Origin of the sequence: Citrobacter sp. Cpo091, assembly GCF_030332645.1 — a bacterium.
Classification (GTDB): Bacteria; Pseudomonadota; Gammaproteobacteria; order Enterobacterales; family Enterobacteriaceae; genus Citrobacter; species Citrobacter portucalensis.
Genome location: NZ_JAOWHL010000034.1, coordinates 16,462 through 42,652, shown reverse-complemented (window position 1 = coordinate 42,652; position 26,191 = coordinate 16,462). Strand labels below are relative to the sequence as shown.

The 26,191-nt window shown below is 52.3% G+C and carries 31 protein-coding genes and 1 pseudogene; 27 read left to right on the top strand and 5 right to left on the bottom strand.

The features are described from left to right. Window positions 1-201 precede the first annotated feature (201 nt). Together OGY04_RS10835 and OGY04_RS10830 are read left to right on the top strand one after the other, a co-directional pair. Entirely contained in the window at window positions 202-1,440 is a 1,239-nt protein-coding gene (locus OGY04_RS10835) for an AAA family ATPase (RefSeq protein ID WP_286585282.1), read from the top strand. Next, the gene (locus tag OGY04_RS10830; protein ID WP_286585281.1) at window positions 1,433-2,104 is read left to right on the top strand and encodes an HNH endonuclease; all 672 of its coding nucleotides are present in this window, start codon (window positions 1,433-1,435) and stop codon (window positions 2,102-2,104) included. The genes OGY04_RS10835 and OGY04_RS10830 overlap by 8 nt, the downstream gene beginning before the upstream one ends. A 36-nt stretch (window positions 2,105-2,140) precedes the next feature. On the opposite strand, the gene OGY04_RS10825 is transcribed toward OGY04_RS10830, so the two are convergent. After that, window positions 2,141-3,169: a phage portal protein gene (locus tag OGY04_RS10825; protein WP_286585280.1), complete on the bottom strand. Its 1,029-nt coding sequence runs from the start codon at window positions 3,167-3,169 to the stop codon at window positions 2,141-2,143. Next, window positions 3,169-4,935, bottom strand: coding sequence for a terminase ATPase subunit family protein (locus tag OGY04_RS10820; RefSeq protein ID WP_286585279.1), 1,767 nt, complete (start codon window positions 4,933-4,935; stop codon window positions 3,169-3,171). The genes OGY04_RS10825 and OGY04_RS10820 overlap by 1 nt, the downstream gene beginning before the upstream one ends. 142 nt (window positions 4,936-5,077) lie before the next feature. On the opposite strand from OGY04_RS10820, the gene OGY04_RS10815 reads away from it, so the two are divergent. The 11 genes and pseudogenes from OGY04_RS10815 to OGY04_RS10765 all read left to right on the top strand — a co-directional run bounded on the left by OGY04_RS10815 (window position 5,078) and on the right by OGY04_RS10765 (window position 10,515). Then, complete coding sequence (locus OGY04_RS10815) at window positions 5,078-5,911, top strand: GPO family capsid scaffolding protein (RefSeq protein WP_286585278.1); 834 nt, start codon at window positions 5,078-5,080, stop codon at window positions 5,909-5,911. 16 nt (window positions 5,912-5,927) lie between these two features. Beyond that, window positions 5,928-6,995, top strand: coding sequence for a phage major capsid protein, P2 family (locus OGY04_RS10810; RefSeq protein ID WP_286585277.1), 1,068 nt, complete (start codon window positions 5,928-5,930; stop codon window positions 6,993-6,995). 3 nt (window positions 6,996-6,998) lie between these two features. Further along, window positions 6,999-7,649 (top strand): phage terminase small subunit, encoded by a 651-nt coding sequence (gpM, locus tag OGY04_RS10805; protein WP_286585276.1) that lies wholly within the window; start codon window positions 6,999-7,001, stop codon window positions 7,647-7,649. 93 nt (window positions 7,650-7,742) lie between these two features. Continuing rightward, window positions 7,743-8,207 carry a head completion/stabilization protein gene (locus OGY04_RS10800; protein ID WP_096756074.1) on the top strand — a complete coding sequence of 155 codons (465 nt, stop codon included), beginning with the start codon at window positions 7,743-7,745 and terminating at the stop codon, window positions 8,205-8,207. Further along, window positions 8,207-8,370 (top strand): annotated as a pseudogene (locus OGY04_RS10795) (tail protein X); the annotation flags it as partial. The gene OGY04_RS10800 and the pseudogene OGY04_RS10795, both read left to right, overlap by 1 nt. Window positions 8,371-8,412: 42 nt before the next feature. Then, window positions 8,413-8,628, top strand: a complete 216-nt coding sequence (locus tag OGY04_RS10790) for an HP1 family phage holin (RefSeq protein WP_001397650.1) — start codon at window positions 8,413-8,415, stop codon at window positions 8,626-8,628. Beyond that, window positions 8,609-9,124: a lysozyme gene (locus OGY04_RS10785; RefSeq protein ID WP_286585274.1), complete on the top strand. Its 516-nt coding sequence runs from the start codon at window positions 8,609-8,611 to the stop codon at window positions 9,122-9,124. The genes OGY04_RS10790 and OGY04_RS10785 overlap by 20 nt, the downstream gene beginning before the upstream one ends. Beyond that, entirely contained in the window at window positions 9,121-9,549 is a 429-nt protein-coding gene (gene lysB / locus OGY04_RS10780) for an Rz-like lysis system protein LysB (protein WP_286585273.1), read from the top strand. Before OGY04_RS10785 ends, lysB begins: the two co-directional genes overlap by 4 nt. Then, a complete protein-coding gene (gene lysC / locus OGY04_RS10775; protein WP_237441275.1) occupies window positions 9,434-9,682 on the top strand; it encodes an Rz1-like lysis system protein LysC in 249 nt (82 codons plus the stop codon). The genes lysB and lysC overlap by 116 nt, the downstream gene beginning before the upstream one ends. Next, window positions 9,645-10,076 carry a phage tail protein gene (locus tag OGY04_RS10770; RefSeq protein WP_286585272.1) on the top strand — a complete coding sequence of 144 codons (432 nt, stop codon included), beginning with the start codon at window positions 9,645-9,647 and terminating at the stop codon, window positions 10,074-10,076. Before lysC ends, OGY04_RS10770 begins: the two co-directional genes overlap by 38 nt. After that, window positions 10,069-10,515 carry a phage virion morphogenesis protein gene (locus OGY04_RS10765; RefSeq protein WP_286585271.1) on the top strand — a complete coding sequence of 149 codons (447 nt, stop codon included), beginning with the start codon at window positions 10,069-10,071 and terminating at the stop codon, window positions 10,513-10,515. Before OGY04_RS10770 ends, OGY04_RS10765 begins: the two co-directional genes overlap by 8 nt. Here the strand turns inward: OGY04_RS10765 and OGY04_RS10760 are convergent. Then, a complete protein-coding gene (locus tag OGY04_RS10760; RefSeq protein WP_286585270.1) occupies window positions 10,493-11,638 on the bottom strand; it encodes a hypothetical protein in 1,146 nt (381 codons plus the stop codon). The two genes, OGY04_RS10765 and OGY04_RS10760, sit on opposite strands and share 23 nt — an antisense overlap. A 91-nt stretch (window positions 11,639-11,729) precedes the next feature. On the opposite strand from OGY04_RS10760, the gene OGY04_RS10755 reads away from it, so the two are divergent. The 6 genes from OGY04_RS10755 to OGY04_RS10730 are packed head-to-tail and all read left to right on the top strand — an operon-like array spanning window position 11,730 to window position 16,008. Next, window positions 11,730-12,308, top strand: coding sequence for a phage baseplate assembly protein V (locus OGY04_RS10755; protein ID WP_286585269.1), 579 nt, complete (start codon window positions 11,730-11,732; stop codon window positions 12,306-12,308). Then, window positions 12,305-12,664, top strand: coding sequence for a GPW/gp25 family protein (locus OGY04_RS10750; RefSeq protein ID WP_286585268.1), 360 nt, complete (start codon window positions 12,305-12,307; stop codon window positions 12,662-12,664). Before OGY04_RS10755 ends, OGY04_RS10750 begins: the two co-directional genes overlap by 4 nt. Beyond that, window positions 12,651-13,559 carry a baseplate assembly protein gene (locus OGY04_RS10745; RefSeq protein WP_286585267.1) on the top strand — a complete coding sequence of 303 codons (909 nt, stop codon included), beginning with the start codon at window positions 12,651-12,653 and terminating at the stop codon, window positions 13,557-13,559. The genes OGY04_RS10750 and OGY04_RS10745 overlap by 14 nt, the downstream gene beginning before the upstream one ends. Then, window positions 13,552-14,157 (top strand): phage tail protein I, encoded by a 606-nt coding sequence (locus OGY04_RS10740; protein WP_286585266.1) that lies wholly within the window; start codon window positions 13,552-13,554, stop codon window positions 14,155-14,157. The genes OGY04_RS10745 and OGY04_RS10740 overlap by 8 nt, the downstream gene beginning before the upstream one ends. Then, on the top strand, window positions 14,154-15,560 hold the full coding sequence (locus tag OGY04_RS10735; RefSeq protein WP_286585265.1) for a phage tail protein: 1,407 nt from the start codon (window positions 14,154-14,156) through the stop codon (window positions 15,558-15,560). The genes OGY04_RS10740 and OGY04_RS10735 overlap by 4 nt, the downstream gene beginning before the upstream one ends. 4 nt (window positions 15,561-15,564) lie before the next feature. Then, window positions 15,565-16,008, top strand: coding sequence for a tail fiber assembly protein (locus tag OGY04_RS10730; protein WP_286585264.1), 444 nt, complete (start codon window positions 15,565-15,567; stop codon window positions 16,006-16,008). 107 nt (window positions 16,009-16,115) lie between these two features. Here the strand turns inward: OGY04_RS10730 and OGY04_RS10725 are convergent, their stop codons facing one another. Then, window positions 16,116-16,931 carry a S1 family peptidase gene (locus OGY04_RS10725; RefSeq protein ID WP_267452222.1) on the bottom strand — a complete coding sequence of 272 codons (816 nt, stop codon included), beginning with the start codon at window positions 16,929-16,931 and terminating at the stop codon, window positions 16,116-16,118. Window positions 16,932-17,064: 133 nt separating this feature from the next. On the opposite strand from OGY04_RS10725, the gene OGY04_RS10720 reads away from it, so the two are divergent. The 8 genes from OGY04_RS10720 (at window position 17,065) to OGY04_RS10685 (ending at window position 24,173) form a co-directional block, all read left to right on the top strand. Beyond that, entirely contained in the window at window positions 17,065-18,237 is a 1,173-nt protein-coding gene (locus OGY04_RS10720; RefSeq protein ID WP_286585263.1) for a phage tail sheath protein, read from the top strand. A 9-nt stretch (window positions 18,238-18,246) separates the two neighbouring features. Beyond that, window positions 18,247-18,762: a phage major tail tube protein gene (locus tag OGY04_RS10715; RefSeq protein WP_286585262.1), complete on the top strand. Its 516-nt coding sequence runs from the start codon at window positions 18,247-18,249 to the stop codon at window positions 18,760-18,762. 54 nt (window positions 18,763-18,816) lie between these two features. Then, a complete protein-coding gene (locus tag OGY04_RS10710) occupies window positions 18,817-19,119 on the top strand; it encodes a phage tail assembly protein (protein ID WP_286585261.1) in 303 nt (100 codons plus the stop codon). A 14-nt stretch (window positions 19,120-19,133) separates the two neighbouring features. After that, window positions 19,134-19,253, top strand: coding sequence for a GpE family phage tail protein (locus OGY04_RS10705; protein WP_001397628.1), 120 nt, complete (start codon window positions 19,134-19,136; stop codon window positions 19,251-19,253). Further along, window positions 19,246-22,311: a phage tail tape measure protein gene (locus OGY04_RS10700; RefSeq protein ID WP_286585260.1), complete on the top strand. Its 3,066-nt coding sequence runs from the start codon at window positions 19,246-19,248 to the stop codon at window positions 22,309-22,311. Before OGY04_RS10705 ends, OGY04_RS10700 begins: the two co-directional genes overlap by 8 nt. Beyond that, entirely contained in the window at window positions 22,308-22,793 is a 486-nt protein-coding gene (locus tag OGY04_RS10695) for a phage tail protein (RefSeq protein WP_058842450.1), read from the top strand. The genes OGY04_RS10700 and OGY04_RS10695 overlap by 4 nt, the downstream gene beginning before the upstream one ends. After that, entirely contained in the window at window positions 22,790-23,890 is a 1,101-nt protein-coding gene (locus tag OGY04_RS10690) for a phage late control D family protein (RefSeq protein ID WP_286585259.1), read from the top strand. The genes OGY04_RS10695 and OGY04_RS10690 overlap by 4 nt, the downstream gene beginning before the upstream one ends. 67 nt (window positions 23,891-23,957) lie before the next feature. Then, a complete protein-coding gene (locus OGY04_RS10685) occupies window positions 23,958-24,173 on the top strand; it encodes an ogr/Delta-like zinc finger family protein (protein ID WP_286585258.1) in 216 nt (71 codons plus the stop codon). Window positions 24,174-24,461: 288 nt separating this feature from the next. On the opposite strand, the gene OGY04_RS10680 is transcribed toward OGY04_RS10685, so the two are convergent. Next, on the bottom strand, window positions 24,462-26,147 hold the full coding sequence (locus OGY04_RS10680; RefSeq protein ID WP_003831652.1) for an aspartate:alanine antiporter: 1,686 nt from the start codon (window positions 26,145-26,147) through the stop codon (window positions 24,462-24,464). Window positions 26,148-26,191: the final 44 nt, after the last annotated feature.

Here is a 26,191-nt window from a genome sequence, read left to right as displayed (position 1 = left end):
TCGTTTGAGGATCGTTTTAGCTAAGGCCCGCTAGGAATGGCGGGCTTTTGCTTATGTCATGCAGGCGCATGATAACCACTACATAATGCGGGCAGGCGTGGCGGGGATACGAGCGCGCGCCAATAAGGATAACGTAAAGCTAGTGAAAGTTTTTTAGTAATGGCATATTATGGACTAAATTGAATAATGGGATGAAGAATAATGCGGCATTATATTGAAAACATTTTGTTTAAAAGAAATGACGAACCTTACAACCTGAAACTTGAAGGTAAAAATTTAATAATTGCAGGCAATAATGGCTCAGGTAAAACTAAATTAATTGAGAGGATATATTCATTTATAGAAACGTCAGTTAAATCGCATAATCCTTATACTATAGAACAAACTAAAATTGATTTGGAAAATTACGAACGTAATGTAAAAATGACTAATAAAGGTCAAGGGAATTATAATCATTTTGTAACGGAAACAGAAAAATTAAAAGTTAGGTTAAATGAATTTAGTGAATTCAATATCACTTTTAATGATTTAATTGATTTCAGAATATCAGCAAGAGAAAAAAAATCCATTGTTAGATTATTTCCGGCAATAAGAGAGGCAAAGATAAAAAATGATGGTAAAATTAGTAGCCTTGAACTTCTTTTGAGTGAATATGATACAGCTCAGAAAAATAATTCAAAAATTGATGCGGGGATGTATTTTGAAAGATATATAGTCACGCTGTGGAATTACGCACTTGTCAGTAAAGGTGTAGGCAAAGATGATGACCATGAGAGAATTTTCAATATTATAGAAAGTATAAATAATGATCTAAAATCACTTTTTGAAGATGACTCCATCAGAATGGATTTTGATTTTGATAAATTAAAGATTTTTCTTTTGCAAGAAAATAAAGAACCATTTGGGTTAGACCAATTATCCTCCGGTTTTTCATCAATTCTCTCTATTTATACCGATTTATTAATTAAAGCTGAGTTGGATAAAATCAATAAGCATGAAATGAAAGGAATAGTCCTTATTGACGAAATTGATGCGCATCTTCACGTTACTTTACAAAAGAAAGTGTTTAGTTTTTTTGCATCTTCATTTCCAAATATGCAGTTTATCGTATCAACACATTCCCCTTTTGTAATTCAGTCAGTATCTGATGCTATTGTATTTAATCTTTCTACATTAGATGCAATGGGTGATTTATCATTGTACTCATACAGTTCAATAATTAAAGGTATGTTGGGAGAGGATATTTCATCTGATAAATTGAACTCAATGGTCAAAGAGTTGATGGTGTTGGCGGAAGATAATTGCTTTAATGATAGGTTTAACTTTATTATTGATTCTCTACAGAAACATAATGATTTTCTTGATAAAACATCGAAAGCTGCCCTCATGCTCGCTAAAAGCAAATATCTAGATTATATCGAGGGGGAACAAGATGTTTAATGTTATTAGAAGTGTCCCCGCACCTCAATGTTTATCGAGAGGTGTATATAATCATAGAACTGTCGTTGATGCGTTGGTAACTATTTTTCATGGAAAATGCTATCTCTGTGAACAAAATGAACTTATGGATCCTGAAATAGAACATTTCATTCCACATCGAGATGATGATAATCTTAAATATAGCTGGAACAATCTGTTTTGGGCCTGTAGTCGATGCAATAGTATCAAAAGTGATACCCATGAGAATTTGGTTGATTGCACAAAGACTGATTTCGATGTTTTCAACGAGATTGTACATTTAGCAGGGAATGCAATAACTAATGGTGTCCAAGTATATCCGCGAAGAAAAAGAGCTAGTAGAAAAGTATTAAACACTGTTGAGTTGCTTGATAAATGTTTCAACTCTTCAAGTACTGGTTTAAGAGGAATTACAAAAGTAAATCTTATGGAGAAGTTACACGAAGAATTGTATTACTTTACTGGTTTGAGGATAAAGCTCGTTAGTGCTCGAAGTACTGAGGTTGAAATTCAAGAGGCTAAGGATAAATTAAGGCCGATGTGTGATGTATCCTATCAATTTTCTGTTTTTTGGCGTTGGCATATTTTAACTGATTTAAGATTAATGAAAAAATTTCCAGGCATTAGGGCAGAGTTGCAGTTTTAAATGATTGGGCCCTTTGAGGCCCAGTACAATAAATATTTATCCTATATTATAACTCCGGAACTGAACTACTAAACCACCTAGCCAGTCATTCAACTCTAACAAGCGTTCTTGCAGTGGTATAAGTTCATTCCGAACAAAAACCTTACTAGCCTTCTCCACATCCCCAAACCCCCCCACATTATTCGGCATAATTCCCATCATCTGCGGCGGCACTCGATGTGCCGCCATCATGTCATCGCGGCTCACGTTCTTGATATTCAGAAACTCATCCTTTGCCGCAACTTCTGACAGCGGAATGATTTGGTTACCGTCTTTTTTCCCGTTGGGTGAGTACATAAAGAGGTTGCGGAAGTTGCCGGGTCCCTTTGCGCTTTTCATGGCTTGGCGGATGTTGTTCACGTCCTCCTGATTCTGCGCCGCATCGGTCATGTACATGATGAAACCCGCATGACTGCCGTTGATGTAATACTTGCGGCGGAACAGCGTGGCGGACTCGTTCAGCAGGGCGGACGGGATAGCGGACAGGTACTCCGGCAGACCGTAAATCTCTTGGTTCAGATCTGGTTCCATCAGGTGAAAGATGCTGCCTTTGGTAAACTCGTAGGGCTGCGTGGTCATGCCGTATTGCACAAACCAGTAGGTATCCAGATCCACGCCGCGGCGGGTGTATTTCGCCAGCGATGGCTCCAGCGACAGAATACCGCCGAGCCGGTTGGTACGCTTCTCCAGATAGGCGTTACCGAATACCAGATAGTCCTGCACAAAGCGGCTGAACGCCTGCTGGCTCAGGAGTGGATGCGGGATAAATGTGCTGGTCAGAATGTTGCGTTTGACGGCAATCGGCGAGCTGTGATGCACGGCGGCACGATAGGTTCGCGCCAGCCCGTCAAAGCTGACCGGCGGTTCATACCAGCGATCCATCTGCACACACTCCACATAATCCAGCAGCTCGCGGCGGTCCAGTACCGGAATGGGATCGCCAAAGCTGAATGCCTCTGCAGATACACCGCTTTTGTGTTGTACGTTGTGCTCAGCGGCAGCGCGGTTTTTCTTACGTTTGCTCATCAAAAAATCTCCACAATATTGCTGGTATTGGCGGATTCGCCCTGCAGCGGTTCGTTAAACAGTGCGTGCATCGTTGCCCAGGCCAAATCTGCGTGGCTGGCTTCTTCGCTGCGGCTGGCTTCGTAGGTTGGGCGGTTGCCGCTGGCTGTAGTGGCCCGGCGGATAGCCATAAAGGACTGCGCAATGTCGGTGTGCCCGGCGTCAAACTCCAGACGGCGGTGGCTGATAATGTCGTACGCCTTGAGTACCAGGGCGTTTTTGACGTTGGGGTTGTAGACAAACTCCCGCACGGCAGGAAAGAACGCTTTTACGTTCTCATAAACACCGTGCCCGACGCCGGTCGAGTCGATGCCGATATAAGTCACGTTGTACTGCTGCGTCAGCTTTTTGATGGCATCAGCCTGGGCGCGGAAGTCCATCCCGCGCCACTGATGACGCTCCAGAATGCGGAACTTGCCGCCAGGTACAGTGGGTGGCGCCATAACCACGCAGCCTGCGCTGTCACCGTTCTGCGTACCTTTCGCCGGGTCGTAACCGATCCAGACTTCCCGCCAGCCAAACGGGCGCAGCGCCAGTGCCTGGAAATCGGTCCAGACTTCCCAGCTGTCCACCATGCACGCCTGCAGCTCGCTGAGCGGGAATACTGACGCCAGATCGTCAATAAATTCGCACATAAGAAGGTTCTGGTATTCGTCCGGGCTGTACTCCATGCGCAGCTGGTCGAGGTCGAACAGGTTACAGCCACCGCGCACCGCATCCTCCACGGTGACGATCTGGCGGTACTGTCCGTCAGGGCAGAGCAGGCCGCGCGCAAGGTTGCTGTGGGTCAGGTCAATATCCACCTTGTCCGCTTTGGCGCGGCCTCGGTTAAACAGCGCACCGGACCAGAACGGATACGCACTGTGGGTCAGGCTGGACGGCGTGGAAAAGTAGGTTTGTCGCCATTTCTTGTGAATGGCCATCCCGGAGGCAACCTTGCGCAGCTCCTGGAATTTCGGTATCCAGAAATATTCATCAAGGTACAGGTTGCCGTGGTAGCTTTGCGCCGTACGGGCGTTGGTGCCGAGGAAGTACAATGCAGCGCCATTGGGTAGCACCATGGGATCGCCTTTCAGCTCCACCTCAACTTCTTTGGCAAAGTCGATGATGTACTGCTTAAACACGTGCGCCTGTGCCTTACTGGCAGAAAGGAAAATCTGGTTGCGTCCGGTCAGCAGAGCGTCAATCAATGCTTCACGGGCAAAATAAAACGTGGCACCAATCTGGCGTGACTTGAGCAGATTGCGGATGCGGTTTGTTTTTCCTGCTTCAAACCAGTGACGCTGATAGTCGAACATAGAGGCGTGGAAGATTTCTTCCAGCTTTTCGATCTGTTCGTCGGTGAAAACGTTCTTTTCCGGCTGCCTGCGCGGACCTTTGTTACGGTTGGCTACTTTCGGGTTTAAATCTGCTTCGTTCCCGCCGTCGTTAAATTTGCCGATCCGGGCGTGGCGCTCTGACTGGCGCGCCAACAGGTCAATTTCCTTGAAGTCTTTCCCTTCTTTCTGCTCCTTCATGATGAGCTGGCAGTAACGTGCGGCGGTGGTGAGCTGCATCTGATCCAGCGGCCCATAGTCGCCCCACTTGTCGCGTTTTTTCCAGCTGTGAACGGTTGCAACTTTTTCGCCCAGCATTTCAGCAATGCGGGCTACGCTGTATCCCTGAAAGTACAGCAGCATGGCCTGCCGACGGGGATCGAGGTCTGCGGGGGTCAGTGTCGTGTTCATGGCCCAAACATACGGCCTTGGATGGAGGCTTTCCCCGGCTGCGGTTTGTGTGGTTTACCGTACAAATACAGCGCGTTGTCTCACTCCCCCCATCACCGCAAACATAAGACTCCAGTAAGTTATTTCTAACGGAGCACGGCTCATGACAGTGAAAGCAAAGCGTTTCCGTATCGGGGTGGAAGGTGCCACCACTGACGGGCGCGAGATCCAGCGTGAATGGCTGGAACAGATGGCTGCCAGCTACAACCCGACGGTCTATACCGCGCTGATTAACCTTGAGCACATCAAGTCTTATTCCCCGGACAGTGCCTTCAACCGTTACGGCAAAGTGACGGCGCTGGTTGCGGAAGAAATCCAGGACGGTCCGCTGGCGGGCAAGATGGCACTTTACGCCGATGTTGAGCCGACGGACTCCCTGGTGGCACTGGTGAAAAAAGGCCAGAAGCTGTTTACCTCCATGGAGGTCAGCCCGAAGTTTGCTGACACCGGTAAAGCCTATCTTGTGGGACTGGCTGCAACAGATGATCCGGCAAGTCTCGGCACCGAAATGCTGGCATTCAGCGCCAGTGCCGCACATAACCCGCTGGCAAACCGTAAGCAGAATCCTGAAAACCTTTTTACCGCTGCCGAAGAAACGCAGATCGAACTGGAAGAAGCCCAGGACGAAAAGCCGTCCCTCTTTGCCCGCGTCACCGCGCTGTTCACCAAAAAAGAACAGACCGACGATGCGCGCTTCTCTGATGTGCATAAAGCCGTGGAGCTGATCGCTACTGAGCAGCAGCTCCTGAGCGAGCGCACTGACAAATCCCTGTCCGATCAGGACCAGCGCCTTTCTGAGCTGGAGTCCTCCCTGCAGAAACAGCAGACCGCCTTTGCCGAGTTACAGCAGCAGCTGAGCCGTGAAGACAGCCGCAAGGATTACCGCCAGCGCGCGCCGGGCGGTGACGCACCGGCAGGCACCCTGACCAATTGCTGATGGAGCATAAAACCCGATGAAAAAGAAAACCCGCTTTGCCTTTAACGCTTACCTGCAGCAACTGGCGCGCCTGAACGGTGTGGAGGTTGAAGAACTCTCCAGCAAGTTTACCGTGGAGCCGTCCGTGCAGCAGACGCTGGAAGACCAGATCCAGCAGTCCGCCGCTTTCCTGACGCTGATTAACATCACGCCGGTCACTGAGCAGTCAGGGCAGTTGCTGGGGCTGGGCGTTGGCAGCACCATTGCCGGAACCACCGATACCACCACCAAAGAGCGCGAGCCTACCGATCCGACGCTGATGGAAGACGTGGAATACAAATGCGAACAGACCAACTTTGATACGGTGCTGACCTACGCAAAACTGGACCTGTGGGCCAAGTTCCAGGACTTCCAGGTGCGTATCCGCAACGCCATCGTCAAGCGTCAGGCGCTGGACCGCATCATGATCGGCTTCAACGGCGTGATGCGTGCCAAAACGTCCAACCGTGCTGAAAACCCGCTGCTGCAGGACGTCAATAAAGGCTGGCTGCAGAAAATCCGTGAAGACGCGCCGGATCATGTCATGGGTAGCAAAACCGCAGAAGACGGCACCACTACGGCGGAGCCGGTAAAAGTAGGTCCGGGAGGTAAGTATCTAAATCTTGACGCGGTGGTGATGGATACCGTCAATGAGCTGATCGATGTGGAGTATCAGGATGATGACGAGCTGGTTGTCGTCTGCGGTCGTGAACTGCTGTCCGACAAGTATTTCCCGCTGGTCAACAAAGAGCAGGACAACAGCGAGAAAATCGCCGCCGATCTGATCATCAGCCAGAAACGCATGGGCGGCCTGCAGGCTGTGCGCGCGCCTTTCTTCCCGGCGAATGCCCTGCTGATCATCCGTCTGGATAACCTGTCGATCTACTGGCAGGAAGACACCCGCCGCCGTTCTGTTATCGATAACCCGAAACGTGACCGGATTGAAAACTTTGAATCCGTCAACGAGGCGTATGTGGTCGAGGACTACCGCTGCGCGGCGCTGGTTGAAAACATCGAAATCGGTGATTTCACCCCGCCTGCAGTAGAAACAGGAAACGGAGAGTAACGCATGAGCCTGAGTCCCGCACGGCAACACCGCCTGCGCATTCAGGCCGAACAGGCCGCCCGTGAGGGCGGCAGTGTTCGCCATGCGTCGGGTTATGACCTGATGCTGCTGCAGCTGGCAGAAGACCGCCGCCGCCTCAAGGGCGTTCAGTCCACGGTGAAAAAGGCGGAAATCAAGGTGGAACTGCTGCCGAAATATTCCGCCTGGGCGGAGGGCGTGCTAGCTGCCGGAGGTGCGCAGCAGGATGACGTGCTGATGTACGTGATGCTGTGGCGTATCGACGCCGGTGATTTTGCCGGTGCGCTGGAAATCGGACGCCATGCATTGCTCCATGGCTGGGTGATGCCGCTGGGCAACCGTAACGTGCAGACCGTGCTGGCAGAAGAAATGGCAGACGCGGCGCAAAGCGCTCTGCTTGCCGCTGCCGGTTTTGATGCTGATCTGCTGCTGCAGACGCTGGACCTGACCACCGATCTTGATATGCCGGACCAGTCGCGGGCGCGCCTGCATAAAGCCATCGGCGCTGTACTGAGCGAAAGCAACCCGGCGTCTGCCCTGAATCACCTTACCCATGCGCTGCAGCTTGATCCCCGCTGCGGTGTGAAAAAAGAAAAGCAGCAGCTGGAGCGCAGACTGCGCAATGACAGCCGCTAACGAACGTGCCCCGCGCACGGGCGGCACGGGATGGCGAAAGGCACTGCCACATCAAAATTCCGTCCACCGCCCACTTATTCAGGAGAAAGCCGCATGAAGTTTGTTGCGCCCGAACAGGCACCGGAGCAGGCGGAGGTCATCAAAAATACGCCGTTCTGGCCTGATGTGGACCTGTCGGAATTTCGCAGTGTGATGCGAACTGACGGCACGGTGACGCAGCCGCGTTTAAAGCAGGTTGTGCTGACGGCTATTTCTGAGGTTAACGCTGAGCTGTACGACTTCCGCAACCGCCAGCAGTTGCTGGGCTACCGGGCACTGGCTGAGGTTCCGGCGGACATGCTGGATGGTAAAAGCGAGCGTATCCGGCACTACCATAACGCCGTTTTTTGCTGGACGCGCGCTGTGCTCAATGAGCGTTATCAGGACTATGACGCCACGGCATCAGGTGTGAAACGGGGGGAGGAGCTGGCGGAGGCCAGCGGCGATCTGTGGCGTGATGCCCGCTGGGCCATCAGCCGGGTGCAGGATGCGCCGCACTGTACGGTGGAGCTTATCTGATGAAAGTGCGTGCGCATCAGTATGACACGGTGGACGCGCTTTGCTGGCGTCATTACGGGCGTACGCAGGGGGTCACTGAGCAGGTTCTGAAGGCAAATCCGGGCTGGCAGAGTACGGCCCATTTTTACCGCACGGGCTGCAGGTGGAACTGCCGGACATTACGGCGTCAACCACGGGGCAGACCGTCCAGCTATGGGACTGAATTATGACGCTTGAACGAATCAGCGCCTTTATTACTTACTGCATCGCCGTGCTGCTGGCATGGCTGGGCGATCTGTCACTCAAGGATGCATCAACGGTTGGAGGCGTACTGATTGGTGTGCTGATGCTGGCTATCAACTGGTACTACAAACACCAGTCTTTCAGGTTGCTGCGCGATGGCAAAATTTCACGGGGGGAATATGAATCCTTCAATCGTTAAGCGCTGTCTTGTCGGGGCTGTGCTGGCTATCGCCGCCACGCTGCCCGGTTTTCAGTCGCTCAAAACTTCCGTTGAGGGGCTGAAACTGATCGCCGATTACGAGGGATGCCGCCTGCAGCCTTATCAGTGCAGCGCGGGCGTCTGGACTGACGGGATCGGTAATACGTCCGGTGTGGTGCCGGGGAAAGCTATCACGGAACGGCAGGCGGCGCAGGGGTTAATAAACAATGTACTACTGACTGAAAAAAGGCTGGATGCCTGCCTGACGGTTAAGCCCCCGCAGCATGTCTACGATGCGCTGGTGAGTATTGGTTTCAATGTGGGGACCGGCACGATCTGCAGGTCAACCATGGTGTCATATATCAATCGCCAGCAGTGGTGGCAGGCATGCAACCAGCTACCGCGCTGGATTTACGTTAACGGTGTGAAAAATAAAGGTCTGGAGAACCGCCGCGCGCGGGAAATGGCCTGGTGCTTAAAAGGAACTGGAGCGTGACACGCGCATTGGTAGTAGGGCTGGCGCTGGCTATTGCGGCGCTGGGCTGGCAGTCGTGGCGGCTTAACAATGCCAGTCACATCATTGAGACGCAGGGCACGGCGCTGAAAAACAAAACGCAGGAACTGACGAAGAAAAACAGTCAGTTGATCGGCCTGTCCATTCTGACCGAAACCAACAGCCGGGAGCAGACTCGGCTTTATGCGGCAGCGGAACAGACCACCGCACTGTTGCGAGGCCGCCAGCGCCGGATCGAGGAACTGAAACGTGAAAACGAGGATTTGCGCCGCTGGGCTGACACTCCTTTGCCTGCTGACATTATCAGGCTGCGTGAACGTCCGGCCCTTGCCGGAGGTGCAGCTTACCGTGAATGGCTGTCCCAGAGTGACGCAGTGCCGCCTGGAAAGGTCAGCGCCGCGCAGTAACGGTGATCTGAATGCGGCGCTGGATGAAACAGAGGCCGCCTGGGCGGTCTGTGCTGACAAAGTCGACACGATAGTTGCGTGTCAGGAGCGAAACAGTGAACAAACCGCAGTCCCTGCGCAGCGCCCTGAATAAAGCAGTGGCGTATGTCCGCAACAACCCGGATAAGCTGCACCTTTTCGTTGATAACGGCTCACTGGTGGCAACCGGTGCCAGCTCTATGTCATGGGAATACCGCTACACCCTGAACGTTGTGATCGAGGATTTCAGCGGCGACCAGAATCTGCTGATGGCTCCCGTGTTGCTGTGGCTCAGCGAAAATCAGGCGGACGCCATCAACAACCCGGAGCTGCGCGAAAAACTGTTCACCTTTGAAGTGGATATTCTGCGCAATGATGTATGCGATATCAGTCTGAATCTGCAATTGACGGAGCGTGTACTGGTCAGCACTGACGGCGGTATATCAATGGTCGAAGCTGAGCCGGAACCCGACGAGCCAGAAGAAATGTGGACGGTGAAACGTGGATAACCTGCATAAAGTGGATGAGTGGCTGACAGCGCTGTTGGCGAATCTGGAGCCTGCTGCACGCAACCGTATGATGCGCGAACTGGCGCAGGAATTACGCCGGAACCAGCAAAACAATATTCGGCTGCAGCGTAATCCTGATGGCAGCGGATACGAGCCGCGAAAAGTTACGGCCCGAACCAAAAAGGGGCGCATCAAACGCCAGATGTTTTCGAAGCTGCGCACGGCGAAATACCTGAAAACTGCAGCCAGCGCGGACTCAGCCAGCGTGCAGTTTGAGGGGAAGGTGCAGCGGATGGCGCGGGTGCATCACTATGGTCTACGAGATCGGGTCAACCGTAATGGCGTTAGCGTTAAATATGCGAAACGACAGTTACTTGGTCTGTTTACTATTGAGCATGAAATTATTAAAGATTGCATTATAAAACTTCTCGCCCCTTAGTTTTTATTGTCGTTTTAAAGTGGTTTTCTATTTTTTCAACTAATAAAGTGATGCTGCTGATAAAATTCTTGGTTTCATTTTCGGTTGGTTCATGAGATGTATGTGCGATTTTATCTCGGAGTTCTTTTCTGTTTTTGCTTGCTATTTGCCATTCAAGTTTCGCTATTTCAGGAATGGAGGCATTGAAACAGTATTTAAAGAGCTTTTTGCACCTGTCATCGAACTTCCAATTGTCACTTAGTAATTTTTTAGTTTCTTCCTCGTTATGTCCCTTCGTAGTTAAAGCATCTAGCAGAAGTTTAAGAACATAACTTTCAAGTCCTGCCGAAGCCTCGATTACAGCAGATCTTAATGCACCTTTATGCATAAGGTTTGTTGCTCTTAGTATTAACAATTCTGGATGTTCATTAAAGTGTCCTATCATTAACTTGTTTTTAAAATGTTCTACAAGTTCTTCGTTGTGGTTAAACCAACTACTTCTCATCAACGGTGGGATCAATCCAACCATAGGTGCAGCACTTACCTTGTTACCATTGTAATAATGTTCTTGAAGAACACCATTTGTAAAGCCAGAGCCAACTTGATAAAGAGATATTTCATCGGCAAAGGGATCTTTAAACATAACTCTATAATGTTTTATAAAGTGATTTATTATACCTATGCATTCTTCACATTGTGTTGGTGGAAATATTGTTCGGGCAGTTTTTTTAATTCGTTCAAGTTCTATTTTATTATCAACTTCTGTCTGGCTTATAGAAGCTAAGAATTTCTCAGCATCTTCTTCTGATGGAATGCTATCTGTTGTTCTTATTTGGCTTCGTACCGAGTTTATGAATTCATCTCTAGATATTTCATCAAGAGTTTCACATTCATAAGTGCTAGCCAGAGTAACGATTGTCCGGCATTTCATAATGCCTCTACCTGCTATGAGGTTCGGTTGTAGTTGTTCTCGGGTGCCTATAAGAAGAGTTTGAGGGAAGAGTGCTGCATCAACGTATAGTGCGTAAAAGTCATTGTTTACAGTTATATGCAAAAGGGTGTCTTCGAATAAAAAATCATACACTCCATCAGGAATGTTAAGTACATAAGGCAATTCGACCAAGTAACGAGCGGAAAAAATCATTTAATTCATCTCCTTATGAGTATCTGATTGTATCAATAACAATACAGTGCCACAAAGATGATAAAAAATCCTGCTTTGTCATCATACGAAGATGAACGCACAACTCACAGAAATCATGCGCCTTATCACCAATCTGATCCGCACCGGCATCGTGACCGAAGTGGATCGGAAGAAATGGCTGTGCCGGGTGAAAGTGGGCGAGCTTGAAACCAACTGGATTAACTGGCTGACGCTGCGCGCCGGTGGTGCCCGTACATGGTGGTGTCCGTCGCCGGATGAGCAGGTGGTGGTGCTGAGTATGGGTGGCAATCTGGAAACCGCATTTGTGCTGCCTGCCATCTACTCGAATCAGTTTCCGCCGCCGTCGGATTCCGTGGACGGCTGCGTGACGGAGTACCCGGACGGGGGATGGTTTGAGTATGAACCCGCCACCGGACGATGGTATGTCAGGGGCATCAAATCCATGGTGATCGAGGCATCAGACAGCGTCACCTACAAAACCAGTGAGTTTGTGGTGGAGGCTGACACCACGCGCATTAACAGCGAGGTGGTGATCAATGGTGGCGTCACTCAAGGCGGTGGCGCGATGATTTCCTGCGGGATCGTAGTTGATGACCATGAGCATACTGGTGTTCTGAAAGGCGGCGACAACACGGGGGGACCGGTATGACGTTGTATATCGGTATGAGCAGGAATGACGGGCAGGCCATTGTAGATACAGACCATCTGCGCCAGTCGGTGCGGGATATTCTGCTGACGCCGCAGGGCAGCCGTCTTGCCCGCCGGGAATATGGCTCCCTGCTGTCTGCCCTGATTGACCAGCCGCAGAACCCGGCGCTGCGCCTGCAGATTATGTCTGCGGTCTATGTGGCGCTGAACCGCTGGGAACCGCGCATTACGCTGGACTCCATCACTATCAACGGTAATTTTGACGGCTCTATGGCGGTTGAACTTACCGGACACGGCAATAACGGCGCACCGGTTTCCCTTTCCGTATCAACAGGAGCAGACAATGGCAGTCATTGACCTTTCCCGGCTACCGCCGCCGCAGATTGTGGACGTGCCGGACTTTGAGGCATTGCTGGCAGAACGCAAGGCCGCCTTTGTGGCTCTCCATCCGGCTGATGAACAGGAAGCCGTTATGCGCACGTTAGCGCTGGAGTCAGAACCCGTCACCAAACTGCTGCAGGAAAATACTTACCGAGAAATCCTGCTGCGCCAGCGTATTAATGAGGCTGCGCAGGCGGTCATGGTGGCCTATTCCATGGGAAATGACCTTGAACAACTGGCAGGTAACTGCAACGTGAAGCGCCTGACGGTAGTCCCTGCCGATAATGACGCGGTGCCGCCGGTCGCCGCAGTGATGGAAAGTGATGAAGCATTACGCCAGCGCATTCCTGCAGCATTTGAGGGGTTGTCCGTTGCAGGACCGACGGGAGCCTATGAGTTCCACGCCAGAAGTGCCGACGGGCGCGTGGCTGATGCCAGCGCAACCAGTCCTGCACCGGCTGAGGTGGTGCTTACCGTACTGAGCCGTGAGGGTGATGGTACGGCAGGGGCTGACCTGCTGGCAGTGGTTGAACAGGCGCTTAACAGTGAAAAGGTTCGCCCGGTGGCAGACCGCCTGACGGTGCGCAGCGCTGAAATTATTCCGTACAGCGTGGACGCAACGATCTTCCTGTATCCGGGGCCGGAGGCTGAGCCGGTGATGGCGGCGGCAAAAGCCAGCCTGCAGAAATACATCGCCAGTCAGACGCGGCTGGGCCGTGATATCCGCCGCAGCGCTATTTATGCCGCGCTGCACGTTGAGGGTGTCCAGCGTGTGGAGCTGGCGTCCCCGATGGATGATGTGGTGCTGGATAAGACGCAGGCAGCGTCCTGTACGGAATGGAGTGTAACCAACGGGGGCACGGATGAATAGCCTGCTGCCGCCCGGTTCGTCGCCGCTTGAGCGCCGACTGGCGCAAAGCTGCAGCGGAGTTTCCGATCTGCAGGTGCCGCTGCGTGATTTGTGGAATCCGTCAACGTGTCCGGTCAGGTTTCTGCCGTATCTGGCGTGGGCGTTTTCTGTTGACCGCTGGGACGAAAGCTGGACGGAGAGCGTTAAGCGTCGGGTGGTGCAGGATGCTTTCTATATCCATCAGCACAAGGGGACAACCAGCGCCGTACGGCGCGTGGTGGAGCCGTTTGGCTTTCTGATCCGCATCATTGAGTGGTGGCAGACAGGCGAAACGGCGGGGACGTTTCGCCTGGACATTGGCGTGCAGGATCAGGGCATAACAGAAGAAATCTATCTGGAGCTGGAGCGCCTCATCGGTGACGCCAAACCGTGCAGCCGCCATCTGATCGGCATGTCCATCAACCTGCAGACCAGCGGGTCGTATTTTGTGGGCGCAGCCACCTACACCGGCGAAGAAATCACGATCTACCCGTATATCAACGAAACCATTATTTCCGGCGGCACCGCTTATGAGGGCGGAGCGGTCCATGTTATCGACACGATGAGAGTGAACCCATGAGCGCAAAATTTTACACCCTGCTGACGGATATCGGCGCGGCGAAACTGGCAAGCGCCGCCGCGCTCGGTGTCCCGTTGAAAATTACCCATATGGCGGTGGGTAGCGGTGGCGGTGTGCTGCCCACACCGAACGCGCAACAGACCGCATTAGTGGCTGAGGAGCGCCGCGGAGCGCTGAATATGCTGTATATCGACCCGCAGAACAGCAGCCAGATTATTGCTGAGCAGGTGATCCCGGAAAATGAGGGCGGGTGGTGGATCCGTGAAGTCGGCCTGTTTGATGAAACCGGCGCACTGATTGCTGTGGGAAACTGCCCGGAGAGCTACAAGCCGAAACTGGCGGAGGGCAGCGGACGCACGCAGACCGTGCGTATGGTACTGATTACCAGCAGCACCGATAACGTCACACTGAAAATTGACGCTGCTGTGGTTCTGGCAACCCGCAAATATGTGGATGACAAGGTGCTGGAGCTTAAGGTGTATGTGGATGACCTGATGGCAAAGCATCTTGCTGCTGTTGATCCTCATTCGCAGTATGCACCAAAAGACAGTCCGACACTCACCGGCACGCCAAAAGCGCCGACGGCGGCGGCAGGCAATAATTCCACACAGCTTGCAAACACGGCCTTTGTGCAGGCTGCTATTCTTGCCCTGATTGGTGGGGCACCTGCAACGCTGGATACGCTGAAAGAAATCGCAGCAGCTATCAATAATGACCCGAATTTTGGTACCACCATTAACAATGCTCTGGCACTGAAAGCACCGCTGGCAAGTCCGGCCCTGAGTGGAGCGCCCACGGCTCCCACTGCAGCTCAGTCGACGAACAATACGCAGATTGCGACTACAGCATTTGTGAAAGCCGCCCTTGCTGGGTTGGTTGGTTCGTCACCAGCGGCGCTTGATACACTGAATGAACTGGCTGCTGCGCTGGGGAATGATCCTAACTTTGCGACAACAGTGATGAACGCGCTGGCGGGAAAACAGCCACTTGATGCCACGCTGACAAATCTCAGTGGGAAAAGCATTTCAGGGCTTCTCGAATACCTCCAATTGGGAGAAGCCGCTAAACGGGATGTTGGCACGGGTACACACCAGATCCCTGATATGTCCGCATTTGATGCCCAGTTGTCACTTAGTGGCTATGCCAAAGAACCTTCTGGCTTAATCCGGCAATGGGTTGGCGGGAATACTGGTGGGCTGGTCGCGGGGGAAGCAAAAGTGATTGAACTCCCTTTCCCGTTCCCTTCCGGCATTCTTGCCGTAGTGCCTTATACAGGCGCACTGGCTCCCGGCTTTATTGCTGGCGTGGGGGTTAAATGGACCGGGAAAAATCAGATCACGCTTTATAACTCATCAATGACAAACGCAATTGCCGATTATGGATTTATCGCGTACGGGAGATAAAACTATGGATAAAACATGTAATTACGCTTATAGCCCGACCAGTAATCTATTTTATCCTGTTGCTTTGCGGGCGGATTATGAAAAGGCGTCATCATGGCCTGGCGATCCTGTCGGTGTAAGTGACGAAATTTATTTTGAATATTCAGGAATACCGCCAGAGGGGAAAATAAGACGCTCCGATGCTAACGGTATACCTTTCTGGATTGATGCGCCATCAAAGAGCAAAGAGGACCTTATCGCCGAAGCGGAAAAATTTAGACAGGTGCTTATTGCTCAGGCCAATGATTACATGAACAGTAAGCAGTGGCCCGGTAAAGCAGCGATCGGCAGGCTGAAGGGTGACGAGCTGGCGCAGTACAACTTGTGGCTGGATTATCTTGATATACTGGATGTAATGACTATCTCTGATGTGGACGCTATCAGTTGGCCTGCGCCTCCGGAATATTAATACATCCCCCGCATCTGCGGGGGCTTCTAAATTTTGCTGCTGTGTTTTTAATGCGGAAAGTAAATAGGGGTTCAACAGTATATCTACATTCGTTGAATCGGATTTTTTCATTCGTAGGGGCTTTTAATATCGAGAATGTTATTTGTTTCTTCCGCAAAGTGAATGAAAGTTGAGGCCACTAAACATTTCTCAGTTTTAGATCTATGCTCCTTAAATATCCCTACGACACGGAGTGTCAACGCTTCAGTATGAATATTCTGCATTATTTGTAACACCGGTGCACCACTCATTCCTTCCAGTAATGGTACTGATGAGAAAGTGCTGGCAGGTTCTGTCCTTACAGGCGTTCCTTTCCCTTGCCTTGAATCGAATGGGAAATGAAGTTCTTCATTTAGAGTGTTGTATTCAAAATGATGGTGCACGAAATTAAATCGCTGCAAGCCTTTGCCTGGTCTGTCTTTATGGATTTTGTTTTTCGATGAGGGGAAACCAGAAATTATCATGGAAGAAGTGGGGATGAGATCAGTTCGGGGGCTATCGGTGAAAAATATAAAACCTTTTTCAGAGGTAAGCATTTCCTTTGGGAGTTCAATGAAGGCATAGTCTTGTTCGGAATTGAAAAAAACAGAAACTTTCTCAAAAGGATATACTTTATCTTCAACTCTAAAATATCGGCTATCAAGGTCTTTTAAATCATCAATGACGTGACTTGCTGTAACTATAAAAGGATTGCCACCTAATAGCATCAGAAAGCCACTGCCCATTGTAAGTGTTTCTTTTCTGCTATTTGGTTTTGGCGCATGGAATGAGACAAAAGCTCTTTCCCATTTTTCTGTAAGTTGTGATGCAAGGTTATCATCTATACCGTAAGGGTATAATTCTAATATAGATGGATAAGGATAATTGAAGGAAGGGATTAGCATGTGGGCTCCTGTATGTAAATGTGATTAATACTTACCTGAGTCTGATTGTACCGTCAATGGCACAATGTCAACTGGATGATGTAAAGCATCAATAAGGCCAATGTATCTCAGTAATATAACTGGAGATATCTTTATGGCTCAGGATTACCACCACGGGGTGCGCGTTGTTGAAATCAACGAGGGCACCCGACCCATTACCACAGTGAGCACCGCCATCGTGGGCATGGTCTGCACCGGCGATGATGCTGATGCGTCCATGTTTCCCCTTAATAAGCCGGTCCTGCTGACCGATGTGCTGACCGCCAGCGGCAAGGCGGGAGAATCCGGCACACTGGCCCGTTCACTCGACGCGATTGCGGACCAGGCAAAACCCGTGACTGTTGTCGTGCGCGTGGCGCAGGGCGAAACCGAAGCGGAAACAACCTCCAGCATCGTCGGTGGCGTAACCGCTGACGGTAAAAAAACGGGCATGAAAGCGCTGTTGTCGGCGCAGTCGCAGCTGGGCGTCAAGCCGCGCATTCTCGGTGTGCCGGGGCATGACACGCAGGCCGTTGCCACGGAACTGCTGAGCGTGGCGCAGAGCCTGCGCGGGTTTGCCTACCTGTCCGCCTATGGCTGCAAAACGGTAGAAGAAGCCATTGCCTACCGCGACAATTTCAGCCAGCGCGAGGGGATGCTGATCTGGCCTGATTTCATCAATTTTGACACGGTACTTAAGGCGGACGCGACGGCTTACGCCTCTGCCTGTGCGCTGGGCCTGCGTGCCAAAATCGACGAGCAGACCGGCTGGCACAAAACCCTGTCCAACGTGGGCGTAAACGGTGTCACCGGTATTTCTGCTGATGTGTTCTGGGACCTGCAGGATCCGGCAACGGATGCGGGGCTGCTGAACCAGAGCGACGTCACCACGCTGATTCGTAAAGACGGCTTCCGCTTCTGGGGTTCCCGCTGCCTCAGCGACGATCCGCTGTTTGCCTTTGAGAACTACACCCGTACGGCGCAGGTGCTGGCTGACACTATCGCAGAAGCGCACATGTGGGCGGTGGATAAACCACTGAATCCATCGCTGGCCCGCGACATTATCGAAGGTGTCCGCGCGAAGTTACGGAGCCTGGTGAATCAGGGATATCTCATTGGTGCTGACTGCTGGCTGGATGAGTCGGTGAACGATAAAGACTCCCTGAAAGCAGGGAAGCTCACTATCGACTACGACTACACGCCGGTGCCACCGCTGGAAAACCTGATGCTGCGCCAGCGCATCACCGATCAGTACCTGATGGATTTTGCCAGCAAGGTCAGCGCATAAGGGGGCTACATGGCTTTACCACGTAAGTTAAAACACCTGAACCTGTTCAATGATGGGAACAACTGGCAGGGGATCGTTGAGTCACTGACCCTACCGAAATTCACCCGCAAGTTTGAGAAGTATCGCGGCGGCGGTATGCCGGGCGCGGTGGATGTGGATATGGGGCTGGATGATGGCGCACTGGACACGGAATTTTCAATTGGCGGCACCGAACTGCTGTTATTCAAGCAGATGGGTAAAGCCACGGTTGACGGCATCCAGCTGCGTTTCACAGGCTCTATTCAGCGTGATGATACCGGCGAAGTGCAGGCCGTGGAGCTGGTCGTGCGCGGGCGTCACAAAGAGGTGGATTCCGGCGAGTGGAAAACCGGCGAGAGCAGCAGCACCAAAGTCAGCAGCACCAACAGTTATGCGAAGCTGACAATCAACGGCGAGGTGCTCTATGAGGTGGATGTGGTCAACATGATTGAAATCGTTGACGGCGTGGACCTGATGGAAGCACACCGTAACGCCCTTGGCCTCTGATTTGACTCAATGGCGCAGTCAGCCGCGCCAGTACGCTATTAACAGGAAATGAACATGAGCGACAAACAAACTGAAAAAACCGTGCAACTGGATACCCCGATCATTCGTGGTAAAACCCAAATCACCGAAATTGTGCTGCGTAAGCCTCATTCCGGTGCGCTGCGTGGCACACGGTTGCAGGCCATCATGGATATGGACGTGGGGGCGATGATGACCGTTATCCCGCGTATCTCAACCCCGACGCTGACCGCACAGGAAATGGCAGAACTGGACCCCGCAGATCTCACCGCGTTGTCGGTTGAGGTAGTAACTTTTTTGTTGAAGAAGTCGGTGCTTGCCGATTTACCGACAGCCTGACGGTAGATGATCTGGTGGCGGATATTGCCACCATCTTTCACTGGTCGCCGTCCATCACTGATGTTATGCCGCTGACTGAGGTGCTGGAGTGGCGGCACAAAGCGATTCAGAGAAGCGGGGCCAGCGATGAGTGACAATAACCTGCGTCTGCAGGTGATTCTGAATGCGGTTGACAAGCTCACCCGCCCATTTCGATCCGCGCAGGCCAGCTCAAAAGAGCTGGCTACTGCTATTCAACAAAGCCGCACCCGATTAAAAGAGCTGGACGGTCAGGCGGGGCGCATTGATGGTTTCCGTAAGGTCCGTGCCCAACTGGAAGGAGCAAGAAGCGACCTTACCGCGGCGCGCCTGAAGGTTACCGAACTGGCTAGCGCGTTTTCTGCTGCCAGCAATCCGACGAAAAAGCAGGCAAAGGAGCTGGAGCAGGCAAAGCGAAAGGCCGGGCAGCTCAAAGAGGCTTTTAATGGGCTGCAGCAATCGGTTCAGCGGCAGCGTGGTGAATTAAGCGCCGCAGGTATCAGTACAAAAAATCTAAGCTCCGCTCAGCGTACGCTGAGGCAGAACGCCGATGAAACCCGCCAGGCACTGGACCGCCAGCAGAAATCCCTGAAACGCCTGGGCGAGCAGCAGGCGAAAGTGAATGCTGCTCGTGAGCAATATTCCCGTCGTCTTGAGGTGCGTGACCGTATTGCCGGAGCCGGAGCCACCACGACGGCTGCGGGGCTGGCAATGGGTGCCCCGGTCATGGCGGCCGTGAAAAGCTATGCCAGCATGGAAGATGCCATGAAAGGCGTGGCAAAACAGGTAAACGGGCTTCGTGACGATAACGGCAACCGTACAAAACAGTTTTATGACATGCAGGATGCCATCAAGGCTGCCAGTGAGCAGCTGCCGATGGAAAATGGCGCTATAGATTATGCCGCGCTGGTTGAGGGGGGCGCGCGCATGGGCGTGACCAACCAGGATGATCCCTTTGAGGACCAGAAACGTGACCTGCTGGCCTTTGCATCCACGGCGGCAAAAGCTGCAACGGCTTTTGAGCTGCCCGCCAATGAGCTGGCGGAAGGGCTGGGAAAAATCGCGCAGCTCTATAAAGTGCCGACGCGCAATATTGAACAACTGGGCGATGCGCTGAACTACCTGGACGATAACGCCATGTCAAAGGGCGGGGACATTATCAACGTCCTGCAGCGTATGGGGGGCGTGGCTGACCGCCTTGACTTCCGAAAGGCCGCGGCGCTGGGTTCAACATTTCTTTCACTTGGGGCTGCCCCGGAAATCGCCGCCAGCGCTTCTAATGCCATGGTGCGTGAGCTGTCCATTGCCACTATGCAAAGTAAACGCTTCTTTGAAGGTATGGATCTGCTGAAACTCAATCCGGAGGAGATTGAAAAGCAGATGACCATCGATGCCATGGGCACCATTCAGCGGGTTCTGGAGAAGGTCAACAATCTGCCGCAGGATAAACGCCTGTCAGCCATGACAATGATTTTTGGCAAAGAGTTTGGCGATGACGCGGCAAAGCTGGCTAACAACCTGCCTGAGCTGCAGCGTCAGCTGAAACTCACATCAGGCAGTAGTGCTAATGGCTCCATGCAGAAAGAATCCGACATTAACAAGGATTCATTGTCTGCGCAGTGGTTGCTGGTTAAGACGGGCGCGCAGAACGCTTTCAGCAGCCTGGGGGAAACGCTGCGCCAGCCGCTGATGGATATTATGGGTATGGTTAAGGGTGTGACCGGGGCGCTGCGTCGCTGGGTTGAGCAGAATCCCATACTGGCTGGCACTCTGATGAAAGTGGCGGCGGCTACGGCGGCTGTCACTGTCGGGCTGGGTACACTTGCCGTGGCAGTGGCTGCTGTGCTGGGGCCGATTGCGGTGATTCGGTTTGGCCTGTCTGTGCTGGGTGTAAAAACATTACCTTCCGTTGCTGCAGCGGTAACACGTACTGGCGGTGCCCTGTCATGGCTGGCAGGTGCGCCACTTTTCCTGTTGCGTCGTGGTATGGCGTCATCCGGTGGCAGTGTCGGGTTGCTGAGTGCCCCGCTTAATTCCCTGCGTCGCTCAGCCGGAATAGCGGGTAATGCACTGAAAACGGTGGCAGGTGCGCCGCTTGCCGTGTTCCGTGCCGGTATGTCAGGCATCCGTAATATTATCGGTATGGTGATGAACCCGCTGGCGGCGTTGCGGGGTGGGCTGACAGCTACCGGTGGCGTATTGCGTTTTCTTGTTTCTGGTCCGCTGGCATTACTTCGCGGCGCGCTGTTTGGTATTTCCGGCATGCTGGGTGCGCTGCTCAGTCCGATAGGGCTGGTTGTGGCTGCGCTGGCTGGTGTGGCGCTGGTTGTGTGGAAATACTGGCAGCCCATCAGTGCATTTCTGGGGGGCGTGGTGGAAGGGTTCAAAGCCGCTGCTGCACCCATCAGCGCCGCCTTTGAGCCGCTCAGACCCGTGTTTCAGTGGATTGGTGACAGGGTGCAGGCCTTGTGGGGCTGGTTCAGTGATTTACTTACGTCGGTTAAATCCACTTCCGAAGAACTGAACAGCGCAGCTGCAATGGGGCGCCGGTTTGGTGAGGCGCTGGCGGAAGGTCTGAATAGGGTGATGCACCCGCTGGAGTCTCTTAAATCCGGTGTGTCATGGCTACTGGAAAAGCTCGGTATTGTCAGTAAGGAGGCGGCAAAGGCGAAACTGCCTGCGCAGGTCACGCAGCAGCAATCCGCCACGGTGAACAGTGACGGCAAAGTGGTGCTGCCGCCAGGCGGGTTTCCGGCTTACGCAGGGATGTACGACACGGGCGGGATCATTCCACGCGGGCAGTTTGGCATTGTTGGAGAAAATGGCCCTGAAATTGTGAACGGACCGGCAAATGTCACCAGCAGACGGCGTACTGCTGCTCTTGCCTCTGTCGTTGCTGGCGTGATGGGGGTAGCTGCGGCACCTGCAGAAGCGGCTCCGCTTCATCCGTTCAGTCTGCCTGCGAGGGCATACCAGACTCAGCCAGTGAAGGCTGACAGCCCGCCGTCAGTTATTCGTTATGAGATAAATGCGCCCATTCATATCGTCGCGCAGCCGGGACAGAGTGCGCAGGATATTGCCCGTGAAGTGGCACGCCAGCTTGACGAGCGGGAACGCAGGGCCAGGGCAAAAGCGCGCAGCAATTTCAGCGATCAGGGGGGGTATGAATCATGATGATGGTGCTGGGTTTATATGTATTTATGTTGCGCACTGTCCCTTATCAGGAGCTGCAGTATCAGCGCAGCTGGCGACATGCAGCCAACAGCCGGGTGAATCGCCGCCCGTCAACGCAGTTTCTTGGTCCGGATAATGATTCACTGACACTGTCCGGGGTTCTGCTGCCGGAAGTGACCGGAGGCAGGCTGTCATTGCTGGCGCTGGAGTTGATGGCAGAGCAGGGCAAAGCCTGGCCTTTGATTGAAGGCAGCGGAACCATTTACGGCATGTTTGTTATTGAAAGTCTGAGCCAGACAAAGACGGAGTTTTTTGCCAGTGGAATGCCCCGGCGCATTGAGTTTACGATCACCCTCAAACGGGTTGATGAGTCGCTGTCTGACATGTTCGGGAGCCTGAGTGACCAGCTTAGCAACCTGCAGGACTCTGCTGCCTCTGCGATTGGGGGGATTAAAAACACGGCTGGAGGATTGCTGCAGTGAACGTTAATTCTGATCTCCTGAACCTGAACAGCAAAAGCCCGGCTTTCAGTATCGTCATTGAAGGTAAGGACGTGACGACCGTGCTGGATACCCGTCTGATGAGTCTGACGCTGACGGATAACCGGGGCTTTGAAGCGGACCAGCTTGATCTGGAGCTGGACGATGCCGACGGGCTGATCGCCCTGCCGCGACGTGGGGCAGTGATTCAGCTGGCGCTGGGCTGGAAAGGCCAGCCGCTTTTCCCTAAAGGGGCTTTTACCGTGGATGAAATTGAACACAGCGGTGCCCCTGACCGACTGACCATCCGGGCGCGTAGTGCAGATTTCCGTGAGACCCTGAATACACGGCGCGAAAAATCATGGCATCAGACAACGGTGGGGGAGGTGGTAAAGGAAATCGCCGCCCGGCATAACCTCAAAGTGGCGCTGGGTAAAGACCTGACGGATAAGGCACTGGATCATCTGGACCAGACCAATGAAAGCGATGCAAGTTTTCTGATGAAACTGGCGAGACAGTATGGGGCGATTGCTTCCGTTAAAGACGGGAATCTGCTGTTTATCCGGCAGGGACAGGGAAGAACGGCAAGCGGCAAGCCGCTGCCGGTTATCACCATCACACGCAAAGCCGGTGACGGTCATCGGTTCACCCTTGCTGATCGTGGTGCCTATACCGGTGTTATTGCCAGCTGGTTGCATACGCGTGAACCCAGGAAAAAAGAGACAACCAGTGTTAAGCGCCGTCGAAAGAAAACCACCACACCCAAAGAGCCGGAAGCAAAACGGGGAGATTATCTGGTGGGAACGGATGAAAACGTGCTGGTTCTTAATCGTACCTATGCCAATCGGAGCAATGCAGAGCGCGCAGCAAAAATGCAGTGGGAACGTCTGCAGCGTGGGGTTGCTTCATTTTCCCTGCAGCTGGCTGAGGGGCGGGCTGATCTCTATACGGAAATGCCGGTGAAGGTGACGGGGTTTAAGCAGCCGATCGATGATGCCGAATGGACCATTACCACCCTGACGCATTCTGTCAGCCCGGATAATGGATTTACAACCAGCATGGAGCTTGAAGTGAAAATAGATGAGTTCGCAATGGAATGATTAGTTCCAAATTGCGAACAATGGTGTATCATTATTGCGAACTGGTTAATAATGAGGGCTGATTATTATGATGAATTGTCCTATGTGCGGGCAGGCTGCACATACCCGAAGCAGCTTCCAGGTTTCCAATGAAACCAAAGAACGCTACAACCAGTGCACTAACATCGAGTGCGGGCATACCTTCGTGACGCATGAGACTTTTGTGCGCTCAGTATGCCGTCCTCAAAAAATCAGCACAGCACCGCCTCATCCAAAGGTTATGCAGGAACAATTTGCTTACTAATACTGACCCGCCGCTGGCGGGTTTTTTACGTCTGGTGTTGCCATAACAAAAGCTCTGTCGCCACTTTGTCGCCATACATGAAGAAGAAGTTATCTAAGTGGTTGATTGGAAGGGGGGTGAATTTCAGGCAACAAAAAACCCATCAACCTTGAACCAAAACGGCGGGGTTGATGGGCTCCACAAATTGGGGACATCAAAGAAAAGCAGTGGCAATAGTTATGACTGACGCCTTGAAGAAAAGTTCTGCTTACCTGCAAAAAATTTTTCAATTAAAGGAAAATTTCAGCGCTAACCAAGGCCAGGCCAGACAATGACGATGAGTGTCCCCGCTAATGTCAGCAGAACGTTGGCAATCGCGTAGGTCCCTGCATAACCTAACGCAGGGATGTTGCTGCGTGCGGTGTCGCTGATGATTTCCATTGCCGGAGCACAGGTACGTGCGCCCATCATGGCACCAAACAGCAGGGCACGGTTCATGCGCAATACGTAAGCACCAAACAAGAAACAGATGACAACCGGAACCAGGCTGACTACCAGACCGGCAATCAACATTTGACCACCGACGGCACCCAGGCCATTACCAATGCCACTGCCTGCGCTTAAACCGACGCCTGCCATGAATACCATCAGGCCAAACTCTTTCACCATATTCAGCGCACCCTGTGGGATATAGCCAAATGTGGGGTGGTTGGCTCGCAGGAAGCCCAGCATGATCCCGGCGAACAGCAGTCCAGCCGCATTCCCAATGCCGAAGCTGAAATTACTGAACTGGAAGGTGATCATCCCGATCATCAGACCGATGATAAAGAAGGCGCAGAAGGCCAGCAGATCGGTCACCTGACTGTGAATTGAAATGAAGCCGATACGATCGGCAATGGTTTTCACGCGACGAGCATCACCGCTGACCTGCAACACATCACCTTTATTGAGTACGACGTTGTCATCAATAGGCATTTCAATCTGGCTACGGATCACGCGGTTCAGGAAACAACCATGGTCGGTTAGTTTCAACTGGGCCAGGCGACGACCTACGGCATTGTGGTTTTTCACCACAATTTCTTCAGTGACGATGCGCATATCGAGCAGATCGCGATCGAACACCTCTTTACCGTTACGGAAGCTGGGATCGAGGCGAGCATGGGCGTCCGGATAACCAACTAAGGCTATCTCATCGCCCATTTGCAACACCGCATCACCATCCGGGTTGGCCAGAATGCCGTTGCGACGGATGCGTTCAATGTAACAACCGGTCTGGCGATAAATACCCAGTTCGCGCAGATTTTTGCCATCGGCCCATGCCACCAGTTCAGGGCCAACGCGATAGGCGCGGATCACCGGGAGATACACTTTACGATTGGCGTCGGTGTCCAGACCTCGTTCACGCGCGATTTGTTGGGCGCTGGTTTGCAGGTCCTGATGCTGGAGTTTCGGCAAATAGCGCGCACCAACAATCAGGCTGACCAGACCAATCAAATAGGTGAGGGCATAACCCAGGCTCAGGTTATCGAGAGCGCTTGAAAGTTGTGTCCCTGTCATTCCTGAATGGCGCAAGGTATCACCCGCGCCGACCAGCACCGGCGTTGAGGTCATCGAGCCAGCCAGCATACCCGCCGTCAGGCCGATATCCCAGCCAAATAGCTTACCCAGCCCCAGCGCGATCAGCATTGCGCTACCGACCATCACCAGGGCAAGCATTAGATAATTTTTCCCATCGCGAAAAAAAATCGAAAAAAAGTTGGGACCGGCTTCGACGCCGACGCAAAAAATAAACAGCATAAAGCCGAGATTTAATGCATCGGTGTTAATACTAAAGTGCTGCTGACCTAATAATAGGGAGACCACTAAAACGCCAATGGAATTACCGAGTTGGACTGAACCCAGACGTAATTTGCCCAGACACAGGCCCAGAGCCAGGACCACAAATAATAACAGGATGTAATTCCCATTTAACAAATCTGCGACGTTTATATTCACGGAGACTAACTTCTTGTTTACTAGTAAGCTATTGAAAGAAATGG